Origin of the sequence: Maribellus sp. CM-23, from assembly GCF_021354595.1 — a bacterium.
In the GTDB taxonomy this organism is placed as follows: Bacteria; Bacteroidota; Bacteroidia; order Bacteroidales; family Prolixibacteraceae; genus Draconibacterium.
On record NZ_JADWYJ010000003.1, the window covers coordinates 99,083 to 120,726 of the forward strand.

At 44.3% G+C, this 21,644-nt stretch carries 15 protein-coding genes and 1 pseudogene; 6 read left to right on the plus strand and 10 right to left on the minus strand.

Annotated elements, in window-relative coordinates:
• Positions 1-69: 69 nt before the first annotated feature.
• The 10 genes and pseudogenes from gnd to INQ51_RS11500 form a co-directional block, all read right to left on the minus strand.
• The gene (gene gnd / locus INQ51_RS11455) at positions 70-1,524 is read right to left on the minus strand and encodes a decarboxylating NADP(+)-dependent phosphogluconate dehydrogenase (protein ID WP_233378582.1); all 1,455 of its coding nucleotides are present in this window, start codon (positions 1,522-1,524) and stop codon (positions 70-72) included.
• 132 nt (positions 1,525-1,656) lie between these two features.
• Positions 1,657-1,878: pseudogene (locus tag INQ51_RS11460) on the minus strand (GIY-YIG nuclease family protein); the annotation flags it as partial.
• Positions 1,879-1,919: 41 nt separating this feature from the next.
• Complete coding sequence (gene pdxB / locus INQ51_RS11465; RefSeq protein ID WP_233378108.1) at positions 1,920-3,047, minus strand: 4-phosphoerythronate dehydrogenase PdxB; 1,128 nt, start codon at positions 3,045-3,047, stop codon at positions 1,920-1,922.
• A 63-nt stretch (positions 3,048-3,110) separates the two neighbouring features.
• Positions 3,111-4,118: a Gfo/Idh/MocA family protein gene (locus tag INQ51_RS11470; RefSeq protein ID WP_233378109.1), complete on the minus strand. Its 1,008-nt coding sequence runs from the start codon at positions 4,116-4,118 to the stop codon at positions 3,111-3,113.
• A gap of 272 nt (positions 4,119-4,390) precedes the next feature.
• The gene (locus INQ51_RS11475; protein ID WP_233378110.1) at positions 4,391-5,677 is read right to left on the minus strand and encodes a lactate racemase domain-containing protein; all 1,287 of its coding nucleotides are present in this window, start codon (positions 5,675-5,677) and stop codon (positions 4,391-4,393) included.
• 66 nt (positions 5,678-5,743) lie between these two features.
• Complete coding sequence (locus INQ51_RS11480; RefSeq protein WP_233378111.1) at positions 5,744-6,109, minus strand: four helix bundle protein; 366 nt, start codon at positions 6,107-6,109, stop codon at positions 5,744-5,746.
• 84 nt (positions 6,110-6,193) lie between these two features.
• Entirely contained in the window at positions 6,194-7,273 is a 1,080-nt protein-coding gene (locus tag INQ51_RS11485) for a sugar kinase (RefSeq protein WP_233378112.1), read from the minus strand.
• Between the two features lie 87 nt (positions 7,274-7,360).
• A complete protein-coding gene (uxuA, locus tag INQ51_RS11490; RefSeq protein WP_233378113.1) occupies positions 7,361-8,584 on the minus strand; it encodes a mannonate dehydratase in 1,224 nt (407 codons plus the stop codon).
• 137 nt (positions 8,585-8,721) lie between these two features.
• Entirely contained in the window at positions 8,722-9,573 is an 852-nt protein-coding gene (locus tag INQ51_RS11495) for an SDR family oxidoreductase (RefSeq protein ID WP_233378114.1), read from the minus strand.
• Positions 9,574-9,585: 12 nt separating this feature from the next.
• The gene (locus INQ51_RS11500; protein WP_233378115.1) at positions 9,586-10,701 is read right to left on the minus strand and encodes a LacI family DNA-binding transcriptional regulator; all 1,116 of its coding nucleotides are present in this window, start codon (positions 10,699-10,701) and stop codon (positions 9,586-9,588) included.
• A gap of 335 nt (positions 10,702-11,036) precedes the next feature.
• Here INQ51_RS11500 and INQ51_RS11505 point away from each other — a divergent pair, with 335 nt between their 5' ends.
• The 6 genes from INQ51_RS11505 to INQ51_RS11530 all read left to right on the plus strand — a co-directional run bounded on the left by INQ51_RS11505 (position 11,037) and on the right by INQ51_RS11530 (position 21,630).
• Positions 11,037-11,594 (plus strand): RNA polymerase sigma-70 factor, encoded by a 558-nt coding sequence (locus tag INQ51_RS11505; protein ID WP_233378116.1) that lies wholly within the window; start codon positions 11,037-11,039, stop codon positions 11,592-11,594.
• Between the two features lie 144 nt (positions 11,595-11,738).
• Positions 11,739-12,749 carry a FecR family protein gene (locus tag INQ51_RS11510; protein WP_233378117.1) on the plus strand — a complete coding sequence of 337 codons (1,011 nt, stop codon included), beginning with the start codon at positions 11,739-11,741 and terminating at the stop codon, positions 12,747-12,749.
• Positions 12,750-12,941: 192 nt separating this feature from the next.
• On the plus strand, positions 12,942-16,280 hold the full coding sequence (locus INQ51_RS11515; RefSeq protein WP_233378118.1) for a TonB-dependent receptor: 3,339 nt from the start codon (positions 12,942-12,944) through the stop codon (positions 16,278-16,280).
• Positions 16,281-16,312: 32 nt separating this feature from the next.
• Complete coding sequence (locus INQ51_RS11520) at positions 16,313-17,941, plus strand: RagB/SusD family nutrient uptake outer membrane protein (RefSeq protein WP_233378119.1); 1,629 nt, start codon at positions 16,313-16,315, stop codon at positions 17,939-17,941.
• 380 nt (positions 17,942-18,321) lie between these two features.
• Positions 18,322-20,223, plus strand: coding sequence for an alpha-L-fucosidase (locus INQ51_RS11525; protein WP_233378120.1), 1,902 nt, complete (start codon positions 18,322-18,324; stop codon positions 20,221-20,223).
• 12 nt (positions 20,224-20,235) lie between these two features.
• Complete coding sequence (locus INQ51_RS11530) at positions 20,236-21,630, plus strand: alpha-L-fucosidase (RefSeq protein WP_233378121.1); 1,395 nt, start codon at positions 20,236-20,238, stop codon at positions 21,628-21,630.
• The last annotated feature ends 14 nt before the right edge of the window (positions 21,631-21,644 follow it).

Sequence of the window (21,644 nt, forward strand, 5' to 3'; positions counted from 1 at the left end):
TTGCATAAACAAAAGAACCGACCTTTATAAAAAGACCGGTTCTTTGTTATTATCGTGATCAATTAAGACCTAAACGTTGTAGGTTGATGAGGCTGTGTCGCCGCCACGACCTGTCCAGTTGGTGTGGTAGAATTCACCCCGCGGTTTGTCGGTGCGTTCGTAAGTGTGTGCACCAAAATAGTCGCGTTGTGCCTGCAATAAGTTGGCAGGTAAACGTTCGCTGCGGAAACCATCGAAATAGCACAATGCCGAAGTAAGCGCCGGAACCGGAATTCCGTTTTCAAGCGCTGTGGCACAAACCCTGCGCCAGCCAGCCTGGGCTGCTTCCACTTTTCCTTTGAAGAAAGGATCGAGCAGCAGGTTCGGAAGTTCCGGGTTGTTGTCGAAGGCTTTTTTGATGTCGCCCAGGAAGGCCGAACGAATGATACAACCGCCTCTCCACATCAGTGCAATACCTCCGTAGTTCAGGTTCCATCCGTATTCTGCAGCCGCTTCCATCATCAGGTTGTAACCTTGTGCGTACGAAATGATCTTCGCACCGTATAACGCCATTTTCAGATCGTCGATCAGCTGAGCTTTGTCGCCTTTGAAGTCAACTTCAGGACCGGAGATTACTTTTGATGCTTCCACGCGAAGGTCTTTTTGTGCCGACAAGCAACGGGCAAACACCGATTCTCCGATCAGTGTTAGTGGAATACCTAAATCGAGCGCCGATACACCGGTCCATTTCCCGGTACCTTTTTGTCCTGCAGTATCCAGAATGAAATCAACGGTTTCTTCACCGTTTTCATCTTTGTATCCCAGAATATCACGCGTAATTTCAATCAGGTAACTATCGAGTTCTTCGGTGTTCCATTTTTTGAATACTTCGTACATCTCATCGTTGCTCATGCCCAGCAATTCCTTCATCATGTGGTAGGCTTCGTTGATGATCTGCATGTCGCCGTATTCGATTCCGTTGTGAACCATTTTTACAAAATGGCCGGCACCGCCTTCACCTACCCAGTCGCAGCAAGGTGATCCGTCTTCCACTTTTGCAGCTACCGCCTGGAAAATTTCTTTTACATGGGGCCATGCAGCAGGCGATCCGCCCGGCATCATGGAAGGGCCTAACAGGGCGCCTTCTTCGCCACCCGACACACCGGTTCCGATGTACAACAAACCTTTGCTTTCCACGTATTTGGTGCGACGGATGGTATCAGGAAAATGCGAGTTTCCGCCATCAATGATAATGTCGCCCGGTTCCAGGTGAGGAATCAGCATATCGATGAAATCGTCCACAGGAGCACCGGCTTTTACCAGCATCATCACTTTACGCGGACGTTCGAGTGATGCACACAAATCTTCGATGGAATGTGTACCGATAAATTTCTTTCCGGCACCACGACCGTTCATAAAATGATCTACTTTTTCTACTGTACGGTTAAAAACGGCTACCGTAAAACCTTTGCTTTCCATGTTCAATACCAGGTTTTCGCCCATTACGGCCAACCCGATCAAACCAATGTCTGCTAATTTTTTCATATTCTTATGCGTTATTGTAATTTTTGAATTGTGTATCGTCATTCCTGCGGAAGCAGGAATCTGCAACAAGTCTTCTGTCAGATCCCTCCATTCCGGATTTACTTTATTTATTAATTCATTTTTCCATTCACGTTTCCACTTCTTTAATCTTTTTTCCCGCTTAATTGCCTCGTTTATGTATGAATAATGTTCAAAATAAACAAGTTTGTCGATGTTGTATCTTGAAGTGAAACTCTTATTTATCTTATTTTTATGTTCCTCAATTCTTCGGACTATATTATTGGTAACTCCGATGTAAAGAACGCTGTTTCTTTTGCTTGCCAATATGTAAACATAAAAGTCGAAATGTCTCACTGCTTACAATTTTAGGTTTCCCGCTTTCGCGGGAAAGACAACTATTTCAAGATTTTAAAACCTAAAAGCTTCAATTTCTCCAAAGTCTTTTCTTCCATATTTTTAGCCTTCACCGTGTACGAACCAAACTCCCGACGCACGGGGTAATCGCCTCTGAGTTTTTCAAACAGATGAGGTGCGTCTTTTAACGCTTCATCATCGGTTTCAATATCGTAAGTGGAAAGAATCGCCTCGGCTAAAATTGAATATTCGCGTCGCTGATTACCGTCGATTTCAATAATGGGATGCGCAGGTTCTTCCACTCCCGAAGCTTGCCAGTCGTCGATACCCAGGTTAAAAAAGCGGCTGATTGCCTGCACGCTCATTTGAGTACCGTTGGCTTTTCCGTCTTTTGAATAACCGGCAATGTGTGGTGTCCCAAACTCGGTTTGATTGAGCAGGTCCAGGTTGATGTCGGGCTCATCTTCCCAGCAATCGGCAATGTAAGCCTGAATGTCCTGCGCCTCAAGTGCATCGTAAACAGCTTCGGTGTCAATCACCTCTCCGCGACAGGAATTAATGACCAACGGTGTTTTTCCTAAATGCTGAAAGAAGGTTTCACTACCCAAGTGATACGTTTTGTCTTGGCCGTTTAAATTGAGCGGAACATGAAAAGTGATAATATCGGCTTCCTGCTGGATCTCTTCCAGCGAAACAAACTTCTCCGGCCCCTCCATTCTTTCGCGAGGCGGATCGTTCAACAGAACTTTCATGCCCAGTATCTCGCAGGTTTTAGCCACCCTGGAGCCAACGTTTCCAACTCCCACAATTCCAATGGTCAGTCCTGCGAGGTCAATTCGTTTGCGCATCGACCAGGAAACAAGCGCCGAAGCAATATACTGATTCACACTTTCTGCGTTGCAACCCGGAGCGTTGGTCCATTGTATGCCGGCCGATCTGCAATAATCGGTATCGATATGATCGAAGCCAATGGTGGCGGTGGCGATAAATTTTACTTTCGACCCTTCGAGCAGGTCGCGGTTGCAAATCGTGCGGGTGCGGGTAATGATCGCATCAGCATCTTTTACTACTTCCGCGGTGGTTTTGTTGCCCGGCAGGTAAACGACTTCGGCATAAGGTTCCAGAGCGCCTTTTATGTACGGTATTTTATTGTCGATGATGATTTTCATTCTTTTTGATATTGGCTCTTTGTCGTTGGTTTTTTTTAGAACAGAACTGAATACTGAGACTGATTACTGCGACTTGTAATACTCCTTCACCAGTTCATCCAACACCCAACTGGTTCGCGCAGCCGATTCTCCGGTACTTGGAGATTTCCCTTTTCCCAGTAATTCTTCGGTTACCTGTTGTACTAGGTTCTGCGAAATGTGTTTTGGATTTTCAAATTCCAGTTCTTCTGTTCCGTTCGCTGTTATTACTTTCATTTTACCATGCGAAAAACAAGGCAAACAAATTTCACCTTTTTCTCCCACAAATTGGATATAATCTGCAACAGAATTTTTATCAACCACAAAACACCAGCTTCCGGTTCCGATAACGCCCGATTCGTGTTTCCATGTTCCTGAAACCGTATCTTCAGCAGGATAGAGTCCCGCTAAATTTGCAGCATTTCCCTTTACCTCGGTGATCTTCCCCAAAACAAAATCGAGGTAATCCAGCTGATGCGATGCCAAATCAAAGAAATGTCCGGCGCCCGCAATCTCCGGATACACATGCCAAGTTATTTCATCGGGCTTTTTCCCTCTTTCTCCGGCTTCCTTGTAGAGCTTAATGTTTACCATCAGCGGCTTTCCAATAACACCCGATTCAATCAACTCTTTTGCTTTCAGAAAGGCAGGCAGTGTTCTACGGTAGTACGCCACCCAAATGGGCATTTCGGTTTCTTTTGAAACTTTTAGCATTTCCTGACATTCAGAATAATGGCGCGCCATGGGTTTTTCCACATACACCGGTTTTCCGGCACGCATTGCTTCAATGGCATACGAAGCGTGCGAATCGGGTGGGGTAGCAATGTACACCGCATCCACGTTGGGATCGTTGATGAGCTCCGAAGCATCGGAGTACCATTTGGAAATGCTGTGGCGGAGCGCATAATCGGCTGCTTTTTCAGCATTGCGGCGCATCACGGCTACCAGCTTCGAGTTCGGAACCTTGTAAAAGGCAGGTCCGCTTTTTACTTCGGTTACATTTCCTACCCCGATAATTCCCCAGCGGATCGTATGTTGCGATTTATCTTTCAATGGGTATCCAGTGTTTTAGTTATTTATGCATCTGTGACGGATTTTAGTTTTCAGTCACAGTCTCAGTTTTCAGTATTTGTTTCGTATAATTCGCTATCTGATATTCGGTAATCAGCGTCTTGTAACCAGCCTTTGGTTTTCAATTCCCGATAATCAGTGAGCGACTTCCGGTAATCAATGACCAATTCCCGGTATTCAGTGCTTGAAAACCGGTATTCAGTGTCCAATTCCTGGTAATCAGGGACCGATTCCCAGCATCCAGCATTCAATATCTAGTACTCAAATCTATCCCTGAATGCCCACAAACCAATGGCCGGATTGGAAATGTAAAACACTTCTTCTCCGTCGGGCATGGTATTGTAGCCGTCTTTCAGTTTTTCAGGATTGTATTTAGCCGTCATTTCATCAAAATCGGCCCAGTTGAATCCCACACTTTCAATTTCTTCTTTGGTCAGATTCTCCGGACCTTTCCCCGGGCAATAGGTAATACTGAAACGTCCCTCCGATGATCCGTGAATCAGGTGGGCAGCAGCTCCCAGGTTGTTTTGCAGGTCTTCGTTATCTTTTACCAGTTGCAGGGTGTGCGGTGTCCCGAAATAACCGTATTTGCGAATCAGTTTATCGATCTGCTTGTCTTCTCCAAATTCCTTTAACGCCGGAGCCAGTACGATGAGTTCCCCGTCATCGGCCAAGGCCATGCGGGTACGGTAAATACTTTTGTTGCCGAGCCAGGTGCTTTTGAATTCTGTAGGATCGAGCCAAACCACCGCTTTTTTGATGGGTTTGTCGAGCATTTCAAAATTGACTTCGAGCGAGAGTTTGGCGGCTTTGTCAAACACTTCAAAATCGTCGCCGATAAACAGACCGTAGGTTTGCAGTTTGCCCTGTTTGTTCAGGCCCACCACGGTTTGCACGTAAACAATCGGTAAATGATTGGAGAAATTCTCGGAAGCATAGTTAAATACCTTCCGCACCGGCGTGTCGGCACGGCCCATCATTTTTTCCATTCCGTAGGCTGCGCCAATATAGTGGCTTTTGTTGATGCCCTCGGCACCGCCGGTTCCCACAAAAATATTTTTGTTGTAGTTGGCCATTCCCACCACTTCGTGCGGCACTACTTGTCCGATGGAAAGGATCAGGTCGAAATTGCCTTCCACTAGCAGCTTGTTTACCTGTGCCGGCCAGGTATATTCCACCGCGCCTTCCGATACTTCTTTGATGTATTCGGCAGGAACAGTTCCCAGTGTGATCACGTCGTTTCGCCAGTCGTGGTCACGAATCAGGTCGGTGGGCAATTTGCCAAACATATGGCTGATCTGCTCCATGGTCATGGGTGTGTGCGTACCCAGGGCCGGAAGAACGTCCGTCAGTTTTTCCCCGAAATATTCCCAGGTAAATTCTGTCAGATCACCCGCTTTCGATGGCAGACGGGTATAGTCGGGCGGGATTGCCAACACCTTTTGTTTGGCACCCATTTTATCGAGGGCTTCAAATAAGCCTTTTTTTAGATCTTCCCTCAACAGCGATGTTTCAGTTGAGCCTTTTTCGTAGAATATCATATCTTTTGTTTTAGGCGGAGGCTGAGGCACAGGCTAAGGTAAAATTGACTGTGCCAGACAACCGCATTACTTTTCCAATGTACGTATCAAAGCATTTAATTCCTCAATTACATCTTTGTATCTTGAAATTAAATCTTCTGCAATTTCAGTTTCGGTATATTTTTCCGCTTCAGCGACAAGTATCTGGCTGATGGTTTCGTAGGCACTTCCTCTTGATATTTTATAAAAGCGGGTTTTGTCTTTTGCCTCAAAACGCCCGAATCCTTCGGCAATGTTATAAACACAGGAATTCGCTGCCCTTCTTAAATCATCGGCGAGCGCATACTTCTCTTCCGGAGGAAACATACGAATGATTTTATATACGTCGCGTAGCAGGGCAAAAGCCTTTTGCCACACCGACATATCCCTAAAATCATTGTATTTCTTTATCATATTGAATGCTATTCAAATTCAAACTTTCTCCTCCTTCTTCCCTCAGCCTCAGCCTCAGCCTCAGCCTTAGCCTTAGCCTTTCTTCTATCTCTTCACTCTCGCATTTCCACCCCAGATGCTCCAAACCTGTTCTTCGTCGGCGGGTTGTGCATAGTCGGTGAGGAAGGTAGTGGCCAGTGCGCCGGTTGCCCAGCCAAATTGCGCCCACTTTTCGGCCTCCCATTCTTTAAGGATTCCGTAGAGCATTCCACCTACAAAACCGTCGCCGCCACCGATGCGGTCGAGTACTTTTATCGGACGAGGTTCAACCACATGCCAGTTCTCGCCTTCGAGCATAATGGCGCCCCACAGGTGTTCGTTTACGCTGATAACCTCGCGCAGGGTAGTGGCAAAAACCGATGCATTCGGGAAAGTCTCCTTCACTCGGTTGATCAAACCTTTAAATCCATCGATTTTAGCATTCAAACCTTCGCCTCCCGCTTCCGGTCCTTCAATGCCAAAACACAACTGAAAGTCTTCTTCGTTGCCGATCAGTATGTCTGAAACCGAAGCAATTTCTGTGAAATCCTTGCGCAGTTGTTCTTCGCGGCCTTTCCAGAAAGACGCACGGTGATTCAGGTCGAAAGAAATACGGCTGCCGTGTTTTTTGGCTGCGCGGGCCACTTCGAGGCAAAACTGTGTCGTTTCGGGCGACAAAGCACCGATCAGTCCTGAAAGGTGAACGATCTGCACGCCTTCTTCACCAAAAATACGTTCAAGATCAAAATCTTTTGCATTCAATGTTCTTCCCACTTCTCCCGCACGGTCGTTAAACACACGCGGACCGCGCAAACCGTAACCACTGTCGGCAATGTTGATTTGGTGGCGGTAACCCCACGGATCGCCCTGCGGAACTTCCGGACCTTCGTAATCCATGTTTCTCGACCGCAAATTGCTTTTAATGAATTGGGCAATCGGACTTCCCTTTACAAAAGTGGTGAGCACTTTCACGGGCATGCCGAGGTACGAAGCGATACTGGCTACGTTGGTTTCGGCGCTGGTAGCGAACAAGGTAAACTTGTCGCTGCTGTGAACAGGTTGCCCGTTTTCGGGAGTGATGCGCATACCCATGCTGGTAGGCACCAACATGGCGTATTTACAGTTTTGTTTTAGTTGGATACTCATATTTTTTGTTTTACTGACCGGCCAGACATTGCGGCCCGACCGGCTTCATAGGTTTATACTTTTTAACTTCGGAAATTCCGAAAAATTTTATTCGCTGAAAACCGCTCCGCTTCTTTTTATACCCATTTCCAAGCCGCGAAGTTCGGCCATTCCGCGTAAAAGACCAATAGCCGAATAACCCGGATTTGTTTTCTTCTTGAGGTCGTCGAGGATGGTGTGACCGTGGTCGGCACGCATCGGAATGCGGTAATCGGGGCGGTACACTGCCTGGCGTTTGCGCTGCTCTTTCAAAATAGCCAGCATTACGCCGTACATGTCCACATCGCCCTGCAGGTGGCCGGCTTCGTGAAAGCCGTTCAGCTCGTCGCGCTGTGTACTGCGCAGGTGGGCAAAGTTTAGTTTTGCCCCGTGGCGTTTTACCATTCCCACCAGGTCGTTGTCGGCGCGTACACCGTACGAACCGGTGCACATCGTAAATCCGTTGTAAACACTGTCGTAAATATTCAGAATGTACTCCAGGTCTTTTTCGGTGCTGACCACGCGTGGCAATCCAAACAGTGAAAAAGGCGGATCATCGGGGTGAATGGCCAGTTTAACGCCGCTCTCTTCGGCAACCGGAGCCACTCTATCCAGAAAATACTTCAGGTTTTCGCGGTAGGTTTTATCATCGATGTTTTTGTATTCATCCAATTTAGCCTGAAACTGTTCCAGCGTGTACGATTCTTCCGCTCCCGGCAACCCGGCAATAATGGTTTTCTCCAGTTCGTAACGCTGTTCACTGTTCATACTCTCGAAGCGGCGCTGTGCCTTTTTTAGCAGTTCAGCACTGTAGGCTTCTTCTGCTCCTTTTCTGCGAAGTATAAACACATCAAAAGCCACAAAGTCCACCATGTCGAAACACAATGCGCGGGCACCGTCTTCCAGTTCCATGTGGAGGTTGGTGCGTGTCCAGTCAACCACCGGCATGAAATTGTAGCAAAGCACCGGTATCCCCACTTTTCCTGCGTTTCGGATGCTCTCGATGTAGTTTTCGATCAGCTTGTCGCGGTTGGGACGGGCCTGTTTAATATCTTCATGAACGGGAATGCTTTCGATCACCGACCAGGTGAGTCCCCGCGGGCGTGCAGGGGTGCTGCTGTCGTCCCATTCAATAAAACGTTTTCTTTCTTCCAGCGCTTCCACACTCCAAACTTCACCGTTTGGAATCTCGTGCAAAGCCGTTACAATGCCTGTTGCGCCTGCCTGCCTGATGTCCTGCAAAGTTACCGGGTCAGAGGGCCCGTACCATCTCCATGTTTGTTCCAATGACATTCTTTCAATCCTTTTTTTTCGATTACTGTTTTTGATTTTTGGTAGATCGTTAGCGTTAACGAAGCTTTTGTTTTAAAAAGCCGGAGCAGCGCTCCGACTTCTTTTATGTTTTGGTTTTTACTGATTACAAGTAGGATTTATACACCGCCAAAAGCGCTGTATCCACCGTCGACCGGGATAACGATACCCGTGATAAAGTTGGAAATATCCGAGATCAGGAACAAGGTTGCTCCCTGCAGGTCTTCGGGTTCTCCGAATTTACCCATCGGCGTATTGTCCACAATTTTTTGTCCGCGGGGCGAGTAGCCACCTGTTTTTTCATCGGTAACCAGGAAACGGTTCTGGTGTGTGATAAAGAATCCCGGAGCGATGGCGTTTACCCGGATACCCACTTTGGCCAGGTGAACAGCGAGCCATTCGGTGAAATTGTTGATGGAAGCTTTGGCTGCCGAGTAGGCCGGAATTTTAGTCAGCGGTTTGTACGAATTCATCGACGACACGTTCAGCACCACGCCTTTGCGGTTTTTAAGCATATCGGTTGTGAAAACCATGGTTGGCAACAGTGTGCCTTTGAAATTCAGCGCAAAAACCTTGTCGAAGCCTTCCATTTCCAGCCCATAAAAACTGTCGGCCAGGTTATCGATGTTTTCTTCCAGTACCTGCTCTACTTTGGTGGTGGCCTGCGGACTGTTGCCACCGGCTCCGTTGATCAGGATATCGATCTCGCCCAGTTTTTCGTTGATTTCGGCTTTGGCTTTTTCAAGCGAAGCTTTGTCGAGTACGTTAGCTTCCACGCCAATAACCTGTGCTCCCGATTCGGATGCAATTTCTGCGGCCACTTTTTCGGCCACTTCCTTGTTGATGTCGGCAATGGCGATTTTTGTGCCCACCGAAGCGATGGCTTTTACCATGGCGCTTCCCAAAACACCGGCGCCTCCGGTAATGACACAAACTTTTCCCTGTAAATCGTTAAATGATAATGGATTCATATTCTTTTCGGTTTATTTAAATTCTTTGTAATAGTCAACGTTTTCTTTGGTAATGATATCGATCGATGTGTAGTTCTTCTCGTCGATGGTTCGTTTCTGCACCACGCTTCTGAACAGCTTGTTGATGGCTTCGTAACCCTGTTCCTCGGGACGCTGGCAGATCAGGAAATGCACCAGGCCTTTTTTCAGGTAACTGACGTTTTCTTTAAGGAGGTCGTGCCCGATCACTTTAATGTCGTTGATCTCCTTTTTTTCCAACAGGCTACCTACATTGAAAACCTTCGAGTTGGTCACAAAAATCCCCTTAATGCTGTGCGAACGTATTTTGTCGGTGATTTTGTCTTCCCATGCCGGATCGTCGGTATCGGCCACATCGGTAGTAAAAAGCTGGTGAGGTGATCCGGTTTGTTGCGAGAACCAGTCGTAAAAAGCCTTTTCGCGCTGGATAAGGTGGTTCTGGTTGTCCATTTCGCGGGCAAAGTGGATCACTAGGATGTTCCCATCGGGTAAGATCATATCGAGCAATTTGCCCGATACCAGTCCGCTTTGGTACGAATCCTGCCCGATGTAGCTCAGCTGGCCGGCATCCCGTATTTCGGAGTCGATAAACACAAAGGGAATGTTTAGTTCATTCAGCTGATCGATAAAGCGAAGTGCTTCCTTTTTGAAAAAAGGTGCGAGTGCCACACCGTCGGGCTGCAGTTCGAGTATCCGTTGTGCTTCTTTTTCAAAACTTTTTGAATCGCCCTGGTTAAACATAAAAGGCTGCATCTGAAGCCCGTATTGCCGCAATTCCGCAATTCGCTTTTGTGCGCCTTTCGACGGTTTGCTCCAGTAAGCATCTTCCGACAGCGGCTGAGGCATTAAGGTGGCAAAAACAGCCGATTTTTTCGATGCCAGTGTACTGGCCAGGATGTTGGGCTGATAGTTCAGCTCTTCCACAATTTCGAGGATCTTTTTCCGGGTCGATTCGGCCACTTCACCACGGTTGTGCAGCACGCGGTCCACCGTTCCGATGGAAACCTTTGCCCGGGCTGCAATATCTTTGATCCGTATTTGTCTATTTGATTCGATAGCTCTTTGTTTTATAGGTTTTTTAGCTTTATTTGTCCTTTCGAAGGCATACAAAACTAAGCAATTTTTTTAATTGTCGTGTTCGTACACGGAAAAATTGAGCTAATATTTTCATGGTATTGATTCCGCGGCTGTGAGTGTTGTCCGAAAAACAACTTTTTGCCATTTATCTGAAATGAAAAGTAAAAAATCGGGATGATTGTTTTACCAAAAGTAATTCATCCTATTTGTCTCTTAATGAGTTTTTTGGTCGCAAAAGAACGGTCTCTGTTGTCTGATGTATTCGATAAATGTATCAAAGAATGCACAGTATAAACGATACCTTATTATCTTTGCTATCAACCTGATTAAATCTGCTCATGGAGGGTTCTTCTTTGAACAATGATAAAATGCTTGTTGATAAACTTGTTGCAAATGAAGTAGAAGCTTTTGATGCTCTTTTTCATAAGTACAATGAGAGACTTTATCGCTTTGCATTTTCGCTGCTGAAAAATGACGAGGATGCAAAAGAGATTGTTCAGGAAGCTTTTGTTCGTATCTGGGAAAATAGGACAAAAATTGATTCTTCAAAGTCGTTTAAATCTTTTCTCTTTAAAATTTCGTACAACCTTATCATTAGTCAGTTACGGGTTCGGTTGAAAGATGCAGAATACCGTAAGTTTTTGGTTCAGTTTTTTGAATCGGAGAGCTTTGGACTTGATGTTAGTATTGATTATGAAACGATCCGGGAAAAGGTAAACCAGGCTATTGATGAATTGCCTGCAAAAAGGAAGCAGATTTTTATTTTAAGTCGTGAAGCTGGTTTATCGAATAAAGAAATTGCAGAAAAACTGAATATTTCTGTAAAGACGGTAGAGAATCAGATAGGCTTGTCAATCAGTCATATCCGGAAGCGATTGGGAAAAGGAATTATCGCAACGTTACTATTTATTTCAATTTTTCTGTAATTTTTTTTGGGGGGTAGGCGCAAGTTCTGCGTATTACAACTGAAAAGTAGTCAATAACCAAGAATTGTTTTGGTTGATCATAGAATTAGTTTGGTTAGAGTAGAATTAGATCCCCCATTTATTGGGGGATTTTTTACGAAAAAAATGACAGATACGAAAAAAATATCAAACGCAATAAGGAATTACGTTCATAACGAATGCGACAAGGAAGAATTGGATTATGCATTTTCGTTATTTGAAGAACCCTATAAAAATCTTGAAATCAGGACACAATTGTATAATTTATGGGAAACCGAGAATTACGGACAATGCAGTGTTCCTGGTCCCGATGAGTTCAATGATATACTTCTTCGGATTCACCGAAAAATTAATTTTGCAGGGACGCAGAAAAAAGTAAACGGAGGAAAAAACCTTTACCTGGGCTTGGCTAAAATTGCCGCGATTCTTCTGATTGGCGCTTTAATCGGAGTACTTGCGGTAAATAACTGGACTTCGTCTCCGGTTTATTATACGTCGTACGCACCCAACGGCTCTGTATCTCAGGTCGTATTGCCCGATAATTCATTGGTTTATCTGAATTCAGGATCTGAATTGAAATATGTAATTAACGGAAAACGCGGACTTCGGGAAGTGTATTTAAGTGGTGAAGCCTGGTTCGATGTAGAGCATGTTGAGGACGATCAGTTTGTTGTTCATACACCTTTTTATAACGTTAATGTGGTGGGGACTCAGTTCAACGTAAAAGCATATCCCGAAGATAATACCGTGAGTACGACGCTAGAAAGGGGAACAGTGCAAATCACTTCATCCGATCAGTTCAAATTAGCTGAGGATGTTGTTCTTAAACCGGGACAGCATTTGGTCTTTGACCGTCAATCCAAAAATATCCGGCTCATGAATGTAAATACCCGCTACTACACGTCGTGGAAGGATAATAAGCTCATTTTTATAAATATGAGTTTGAAGGAACTTGTTACCATGCTCGAAAGAAAATACGGTGTGGAGATAGAAATGACTGATTCATCGATTTTGAATTATCACTACGATGGAACAATAAAGAATGAAACCATCCTGGAGGTGCTGGATGTATTAAAAGAAACTTTGCCAATTTCCTATGTTATCGAGAACCAAAAAGTAATTATAAGACACGAATAAAAACGATGCCTATGTAAACAAAACTTATGAAAGAAAAACCGGTCTGATACGGTCATATCAAACCGGTGTACGTTTAAAAAATAGGTGCGGTCACACCTTATTTAGTATAAACAATAACACATCAAATTTATGAAAAAAAATGTATTGGTCTTTTTTCAGGATATAGGAAGAAGACAGAAATTATTATTAAAGATGAAACTAACATTGCTTATTCTGTTTCTTGCGTTTATGCAGTTGTCAGCATCAGTGTATTCGCAGACTACCAGGTTCTCTTTCGATATGAACCGGAAACAGGTTGTTGAAGTGCTTCGCGAGATTGAAGAACAAAGTAATTTCCGCTTTTTTTATCAAAGAGAACAAGTTAATGTAGAGAGAGTTGTAACGATAAGTGTTCAGCAGAATACCGTAGAAGAAATACTGAATGCTCTGTTTGAAAACCAAGGTATCCGTTATAAAGTCTTGGACAATGACCTGATTGTACTGACTCCGGAAACAAAAGATTTTTCAACTGTTTTAGATGCCTTGCAGGATAAAAAGATTACAGGAACTGTTACGGATGAAAATAATGAGCCTTTGCCGGGTGTAACAGTGCTGATAAAAGGAACAACCCAGGGAACGATTACAGATGCAGACGGAAATTTCTCCATATCCGGTGTTCCGGATGATGCTACGCTGCAATTTTCATTTGTTGGAATGGAGACAACAGAAATGGCAGTTGCCGGGCAGAGTATTATCAACGTAAAAATGGTGTCGGGGGCTATTGGTTTGGACGAAATAGTGGCTATCGGTTATGGTACACAAAAGAAAGTAAACCTAACCGGTTCGGTAGCTATTATTGATGAGGAAACGCTTCAAAACAGACCGGTAACAAACGTTTCATCTGCCATGCAAGGCCTTAGTCCGGGTGTTGTTGTTACCAGCACAAATGGTCGGCCGGGAGCCGGATCAAATATCACCGTTCGTGGAAACACCTCGGTGAACGGGAACCCTCTTTTGGTTCTTATCGATGGTGTTGAGGGAACTTTAAATACCGTTAACCCTGACGACATTGCCAGTATGTCGGTTCTGAAAGATGCTGCCTCGGCGGCTATTTACGGATCGAGAGCTGCCGGCGGTGTAATACTGATAACTACGAAAAATGCAAAAAGCGAAAAGACTCAATTTTCGTACAGCAACAACTTTGCAGTAAGAACACCGACCCGGATGCCTCAGACAAATTCAGGATTGGAACATGCCATTTTGTGGAATGCTGCTTATGCTTCGGTGGGTAAAATTGGTTATTCTGATGCTCATATTGCAGCCATTAAAGATCCAAGCGTTTCGGTAATACCTGTTGAAGCGGGTGCGACAGTTGCTTTTGCCAGTTTAGATAACTGGCTTCATGCTTCTGACGTAAACTGGTTGGGAATGATGTTTGATCAATCAAACTATCAGTCGCATAACCTAAGTATCGCAAAAGCAGGAGATATAAATTACCGAATCTCTGTTGGGTATGTGGACGATGGAGGTTTTTTTGAAAAATGGGCTCCGGATTCCTACAAGCGTATTAATGGACGGGCTAACATTGAAACCGATATCATTGATGATATATTAAACCTGGATGTGAAACTGGCCTATGCCAATGAAAATACAGCCGGAAATAATATCGATGTAAATAATATCTATCGTACACCGCCAACCATGCCTGTTAAAGATACAAATGGGAACTATTTAAGGTACAGGATGCAAGGAAACGCTATTCAGGAGGCGAAAGAACGAGGTGAAAATTCAACCATAAACAATCGTTTTGACGGTAACTTTAAGTTGACCTTAAAGATTATGGACGGTCTGACATTTACCAGTTTGAACGGAGGACGTTTTAACTTTCAACAGGTAAATAACTACAGTAATTTTGTGGCGAAGTGGATGGCCGATGGCAGTATGCGTGCACAACCAAGCCCGTCGAATTACAGTGTGACGCGGTACAGTACACAGTACAATTACATGTCGACCCAGAATTACCTTACTTTTGATAAAACGCTGGCAACAAATCACAAGCTTACGCTTATGTTGGGGCAATCGGCCGAATCAGCTAAAAGCGATCAATTGTATGCCTGGAGAAACGAAATTGTAGGAAGCAATATTTTGCCTGCTTTAAATCTAGGAAATGCAGATAATGCCAGAAATGGCAACTCGTTGTACGAATGGGCCTTGTCATCCTATTTCGGACGTTTAAATTATAACTTCAAAGAAAAATATCTTTTTGAAGCCAACTTCCGCTCCGATGCCTCTTCAAGATTTTCAGAGAAGAACCAACGGGTTTTATTCCCTTCGTTTTCTGCTGGTTGGAGACTATCGGAAGAAGAATTCATTAAGAATTTAGGGGTATTCCAGAATCTGAAATTAAGAGCATCGTGGGGACAAATGGGGAACCAATCCGGATTGGGGTATTACGACCATATTCCCGTATATTCGTTTGGCGGAACCTACCCGATGGGATCTACATTGGCACAGTGGGCAACTCAAGACCAGCTTGCTTCGGCCGACAGAACCTGGGAAACGATCGAAACATCGAATATCGGTATCGATATGCAGGTTTTAAACAGCCGCTTAAATATTACCGGTGATTATTATACCAAAAAGAACAAGGATATGTTGATATCCACCGTTGTTCCTTCTATTATTGGTATTACGGTACCAACCGGAAACTATGGTACTTTGGAGGTTAAAGGTTGGGAAGTAGCCGTGAGTTGGAACGATAAAATCGGCAATGATTTTAACTACGGGTTGCGATTCAACATATCGGATCAGAAAGATGAACTGGTGAATTACAATGTTACCGAGTTCTCAAGGGGAATGATGTATGTACAGGGTTACCCAATGGCTTCAGTGTTTGGTTATAAAACCGATGGTTACTTTGCCACCGATGCCGAAGCAAAAAGTCATGCCTACATCAATGCCAATGCTACTGCCGGCGATATCAAATATCTCGATCTAAATGATGATAAGAAAATTACTTCGCCCGATGATGTCGTTTATTTGGGAGAAACTTCACCGCATTATGTTTGGGGCTTTAATATCGACGCCAGTTATAAAAATTTCGATTTCCAGGCTTTGTTCCAGGGAGTTGGAAAACGTATGATTTCAATCAACCAGGAAGGCGGTGACCCCAACCTGATCAACCAAACGCAGAACGGTTGGGATAACTATTCTTATACCTATCACAACGATTACTGGACACCCGATAATACCGATGCACGTTTTCCACGTCCTACGGTAGGTCAAGGGTTTAATTACTGGTATTCCGATCATTGGTTGGAAGATGGAGCTTATTTGCGCCTGAAAAATATTCAATTGGGTTATTCATTGCCTAAATCGATTTTAAGTCAGGTGCATATCGACAACTGCAGGATTTATGTAAGCGGAGAAAACGTTTTTGAGGTAACCAAGTTACTGGATGCATTTGATCCTGAAATTGGGAACGGAAGAGCAGGTTCGATTATTTATCCTCTGAAAAGAACCTATTCGGTAGGATTGAATATTCGCTTTTAATAATGGAATAACAGACAATAAAAAAACGAACTATGAGAAAATATATATTAATACTGCTTGTAGTCATAGGCGTGTCGTGTACCGACGATTTCTTGAACAAGACTCCTATGACAGAACTTTCTCCTGAATTCTTTTGGCAGACTGAAACTGATTTACAGTTAGGCTTGAACTATTTGTACCGTGGTATTAACCCGGGTCTGACGGGTGATGTGCGAACCATTGATACCTATGCCGAAAGTCAAAATGCGGTGAGTGCAGGTAACAATTCGGCTCCCAACTCTGATGGCACTTATGATAATTCGTACACCTACATTCGAATTGCCAACGACTTTCTCGAGAATTATGAAAATGCAACTGTATCTGAGTCGGTTAAAAAGAGATACAAGGGAGAGGCACTGTTTTTTCGTGCATTTTATCACTTTACACTTTGCAAACGCTTTGGTGATATCATCATTGCGCGAAACACATTGGACTTTGATTCCGACGAGCTTTATGGTTCCAGAGATTCCAGAGACGCTGTAATCGACTTCATTATGGGAGACCTTGAAGAAGCTTCTGACTACCTTCCGAAGAAAAGTGATATTGCGGGCGAGGCTTACGGTAGGATTACCAAAGGCGCCAACGATGCTTTTGCCAGCCGCGTTGCGTTGTATTTCGGTACACTGAAAAAGTACTCAGGCGAAACAGGGGCTGACGCACTGCTTCAAAAGGCAAAAAGCTTTGCCGATAAAGTGATTACAAGCCAGGAATATTCCTTGTTTGAATTGCCTTCGTACGAAAATTTTTCTGACTTATTCTATGAAGAGAATGAGGCGAACGACGAAACCATACTTGCTTATCAATACAGCCGGGATCATGGTTCTTACAACATTTGGGTAAGAGCCTTGATCACAGATAACTATTCGAGCCCGCTTAAAAATCTGGCTGATGCATTTTTAATGAACAATGGTCTTCCCATTACGCATAATGCCTCGGGATTCTCAGGTTATGTTACTAAGAATTCTGAATTCGAAAACCGGGATCCGCGTATGTTTGGCACATTCTACCGACCTGGCATTGACAAAGATAATTCGGGAGCAATCTTTGAAATAAATTCGCTCGGAACTTTTTCGACAACAGGTTATTGTCCGCGAAAATATACTTATTTGGATGCAGTGGGCGATTTAAGCGGAGAAAGACGTTACGGAGATGTAATGGTGATCAGATACGCTGAGGTGCTGCTTAATTATGCTGAAGCAAGCTTTGAGCTGGGCGCAACCGGTGGCGAACTGGACCAGGTACTTAATAAGTCGATCAATGTGTTGAGAGACCGCGTTGGAATGCCGCATTTAACAACAGCTTTTGTGACAAATAACTCGTTGGATATGTTGACCGAGATCAGAAGGGAACGACAAGTTGAACTGGCCAATGAAAGTTTCAGATACGACGATCTGATTCGCTGGAGAACTGCAGTTGCTGAATTGAATCAGGATGTACTGGGGGCTACAACCAAAGTTTACAGTGCGTTCACCGGAAAGAAGAAAACAATCGACGGAGTTGATTTTGTTTGGCTGGAAGAAGCATCGACAAGAAACTTTACCGATAAGAATTACTTGTTTCCATTGCCTATTGTACAATGGCAGTTGAACGAAAATCTTTTACCAAATAATCCGGGTTGGTAAAAAAAGAGATAAAGTCAGGCCATTGCTTTAATGGCCTGATTCTTTTACCCGACTGATATAACTGAATAAAATATTTTCGTATAAAGACCGGGCAGAAAATAGCAGACCACCGGATTTTTGTAACGCAAACAGCAACAAAGTGCTGTTGAATGCAGAATCCGGGATGTAAGTCGAATTTTGCCTGCTCTTGTCTCTACATAGATTTTAGTTGATTAGAAAAATGGAGGGGCATTTGGCCCCTCTCTTATTACATGGTACTTTCGCTGCTTGTGGAATGTTTAAAAGCTCAGGATATGGCAGGGATAGAAGGGAAGATGGAAGAGTGTATCAGGAGTCATTGAATACGATTTACAAACTAAAAAAACTAAAGTAAAAACAGGATGGACAAAAGACTAAAGAAAATATATATCCTTATTGGACTAACCTTGTTTTGCGGGCATTTTGCCCATGCTCAGTGGTCGGTAAAAGGAGAAACAACCGATAAAAAAGCCCGCTGGAACCATATTCAAATGTTTTCAGAAGAGGAATGGGATGCCAGTAATTTTGCTACCGACGAGGAAATGCAGTGGTTTAACGATGCCCGTTACGGCATGTTTATCCATTTCGGATTATCTACCTACATAGGCAAAGACCTGAGCTGGGGGATGTGTTACACGCGGAAAGCACCCGATAAAGGCCATGGCCCGATTCCCGATTCGGTGTGGGTGAAATACCCGGAGCATTTTGTTTTCGAAGACTTTGACGCCAAAGAGTGGGTGGACATTGCCAAATGTGCCGGCATGAAATACATAGTAACCATTGCCAAACACCACGATGGTTTTCACATGTGGGATACTCAATATTCTGATTTTAAAGTAACGAACACCCCGTTCGGTCGCGATTATTTAAAAGAAATTGCCGATGCCTGTCATGAAGCGGGAATGAAGTTTGGAATTTACTATTCGCAACGCGACTGGTACCACCCCGACTATGCACCTGTTGACACTGCCCTGATCGATCAGGTTGACGAAGCCCCTTATTTCAGACCAAAACCCGGTGTGAAAGAGGTGAAGCCGGGAGCAAGCCATCAAAAATACATCGATTACCAGTTTAACGTAGTGCGTGAGCTTTGTACCAACTACGGTAAAGTAGATATTTTCTGGTTTGATGCGAGCTGGTGGGGAGGCATGTTCACTGCCGATATGTGGGAGTCGGAAAAACTTACACGAATGATTCGAGAACTTCAGCCGGGAATCATCATCAACAACCGAGCTTCCCTTCCCGGGGATTTTGACACTCCGGAACAGAAAATCGGGATGTATCAGTCGCGCCCCTGGGAAAGTTGTGTAACACTTTGCAGCACATGGTCGTGGTCAGATACGCCTGTAAAATCGAAAAAGGAAATCGTAAATATGCTGACTGCTACGGCGTGTGGAAATGGAAACATGCTGCTTAGCTGGGGGCCGAAATGGGAAGGCCAATACGATCCGCTTCAGGTCAGTCGTCTGGAAGAAATGGGCCAATGGCTGAAACGTTACGGACAAACGATTTACAATACCAAAGGCGGCCCCTGGTACCCTGAAAAATGGGGCGGTAGCACTTATCGTGGTAAAACAGCGTTTGTGCATATTACCGGCAAAGTGGGAGATACGCTTACGTTACCGGCTGTTCAGAACGAAATTGTGGCTGCAAAGACCCTCACTGGAGGAGAGGTCACCTTTAGCCAAAACAAAAAGCAGGTTCTTATTGATCTGGAAAAGGTAAACAGGAATGAAGAATCGGTTATCATTGAATTGACATTCAAAAATGAGATTGAGGGAATGGTGGCTGAAAAGCGGTCGAAATCACTATTTGACGACCCGATGTATGGCAAACAACTCACTGAAAATGTAAAACTGAAATTGAGTTCTGAATCACCTTTCGACAATCCAAAACATCACAATTTACTTTTGGGAAATACATTGTTTAACAGTCCTTTCGCTTTTCATACCCAAGCAGAAAAAGAACCGTATGCAATTATCGATTTGGGCAAATTGTATGCAGTAACCGGTGTTGATCTGTACAACGAAAAACGTTACAACGGAAATCCGGTCACTTTTGAAGTACTGGTTTCTGAAGATGGGAACAATTGGCAATCGGTTGAAAAACAAGAAAAAGCATTTGACCAGTGGGAAGTTACCGTGGCACAGTTCAATGCCGGAATTCAGCTTCCCGGAGTGAAGGCCCGATATGTGAAAGTGCTGCTAAAAGCTGACGCCGAAGCTGCACTTCATTTAAAAAGATTGCACATTTACGCACAATAAAAACTGACATCAATGCATAAAACATTCATTGTCCTTTTCCTTGTCACGCTGTTAAAACTGGCAAATGCACAGGAAACTTTGCCTCTACCTACTCTTGCGCAGTTGCAATGGCAAAATGCTGAACTGGCGGCGCTGGTTTGTTGGGACCTGCATGTTTTCGACGGTGAGTTTTATGTACAAAAAGAAGCACGTATCACTCCTGTAAAAGATTACAACAGCTTTCATCCGCAACAGTACGACCTGGATCAATGGATCATGTCACTGAAGAATGCCGGATTTAAAATCGCCATTTTTACGGTTAGTCACGAAACCGGTTTCTTTTTCCATCAGAGCGATGCCACACCGTATTGTATGAAAGCCCTGAAATGGCAAGATGGTAAGGGCGATATTCTCCGCGATTTTAAGGAAGCCTGCGAACGTCATGGGATTTTGCCGGGCGTATACATTGGCACACGATGGAATGCTTTTTACGGTATCCATGATTTTAAAGTGCAGGGTGAAGATGAATTTGCTGAAAATCGTCAAAAGCATTACAACCGGATGATTGAACGCATTGTGAAAGAGATTTTCACCAATTACGGTGATTGGGCAATGGTTTGGTTTGATGGTGGTGCTCATGGACCGGAACAAGGCGGTCCTGATGTGCTTTCCGTTTTTGAAAAGTATCAACCGAATTGTTTGTTTTACCACAACCTGCAACGCGCCGATATGCGTTGGGGGGGAAGCGAGACCGGAACAGTTCCGTATCCTAGCTGGGGCACTTTCCCATATCCCTCTACAGGAGCCGGCGAATCGGCTAAAAAAGAAATTGGCGCCAACAACTTCCAATTGCTAAAAACCGGTGATCCTGACGGGAAATATTATATTCCTGCGATGAGCGATGCCCCGCTACGTGGAAACGGTGGACACGATTGGTTTTGGGAACCCAATCGCGAACAGATTATTTATCCGCTCGACAAGCTGGTTAATATGTATTACAATTCGGTGGGGCACAATACCACGCTGATTCTTGGGGTGACACCAAATTCTGACGGATTAATGCCTGCATCTGATGTAAAACGCCTCAAAGAATTTGGCGATGAAATAAAAAGCAGATTTTCAAATCCAATAGCCACTGTTTCAGGTGTCGGGAGAAAATTGACCTTGAAGCTTCCTGAATACACGAAGGTAAACCAGGTGGTGTTAATGGAAGATATTTCCAGGGGTGAACGAATCCGTAAATTTGTATTGGAAGGAAGAACACGACAAGGTTGGCAAACTGTTTTTGAAGGGTCATGCATCGGACATAAATTCATACATCGTTTTGAGGATGTGGAAGTTTCGGCACTCAGGCTAAAAATCACCGAATCGAAGGGAGAAGCAACGATTCTTGAATTTTCATCATTTTATGTTGAAGATATAAATTGATTCAGATTAAAAAT

Bases quoted from the DNA above. Each gene is read 5' to 3' on its own strand.
- gnd (WP_233378582.1), bottom strand. From the start codon at position 1,524: ATGAAAAAATTAGCAGACATTGGTTTGATCGGGTTGGCCGTAATGGGC.
- pdxB (WP_233378108.1), bottom strand. From the start codon at position 3,047: ATGAAAATCATCATCGACAATAAAATACCGTACATAAAAGGCGCTCTG.
- INQ51_RS11475 (WP_233378110.1), bottom strand. From the start codon at position 5,677: ATGATATTCTACGAAAAAGGCTCAACTGAAACATCGCTGTTGAGGGAA.
- INQ51_RS11480 (WP_233378111.1), bottom strand. From the start codon at position 6,109: ATGATAAAGAAATACAATGATTTTAGGGATATGTCGGTGTGGCAAAAG.
- INQ51_RS11485 (WP_233378112.1), bottom strand. From the start codon at position 7,273: ATGAGTATCCAACTAAAACAAAACTGTAAATACGCCATGTTGGTGCCT.
- uxuA (WP_233378113.1), bottom strand. From the start codon at position 8,584: ATGTCATTGGAACAAACATGGAGATGGTACGGGCCCTCTGACCCGGTA.
- INQ51_RS11495 (WP_233378114.1), bottom strand. From the start codon at position 9,573: ATGAATCCATTATCATTTAACGATTTACAGGGAAAAGTTTGTGTCATT.
- INQ51_RS11505 (WP_233378116.1), top strand. From the start codon at position 11,037: ATGCTTGTTGATAAACTTGTTGCAAATGAAGTAGAAGCTTTTGATGCT.
- INQ51_RS11510 (WP_233378117.1), top strand. From the start codon at position 11,739: ATGACAGATACGAAAAAAATATCAAACGCAATAAGGAATTACGTTCAT.
- INQ51_RS11515 (WP_233378118.1), top strand. From the start codon at position 12,942: ATGAAACTAACATTGCTTATTCTGTTTCTTGCGTTTATGCAGTTGTCA.
- INQ51_RS11520 (WP_233378119.1), top strand. From the start codon at position 16,313: ATGAGAAAATATATATTAATACTGCTTGTAGTCATAGGCGTGTCGTGT.
- INQ51_RS11525 (WP_233378120.1), top strand. From the start codon at position 18,322: ATGGACAAAAGACTAAAGAAAATATATATCCTTATTGGACTAACCTTG.
- INQ51_RS11530 (WP_233378121.1), top strand. From the start codon at position 20,236: ATGCATAAAACATTCATTGTCCTTTTCCTTGTCACGCTGTTAAAACTG.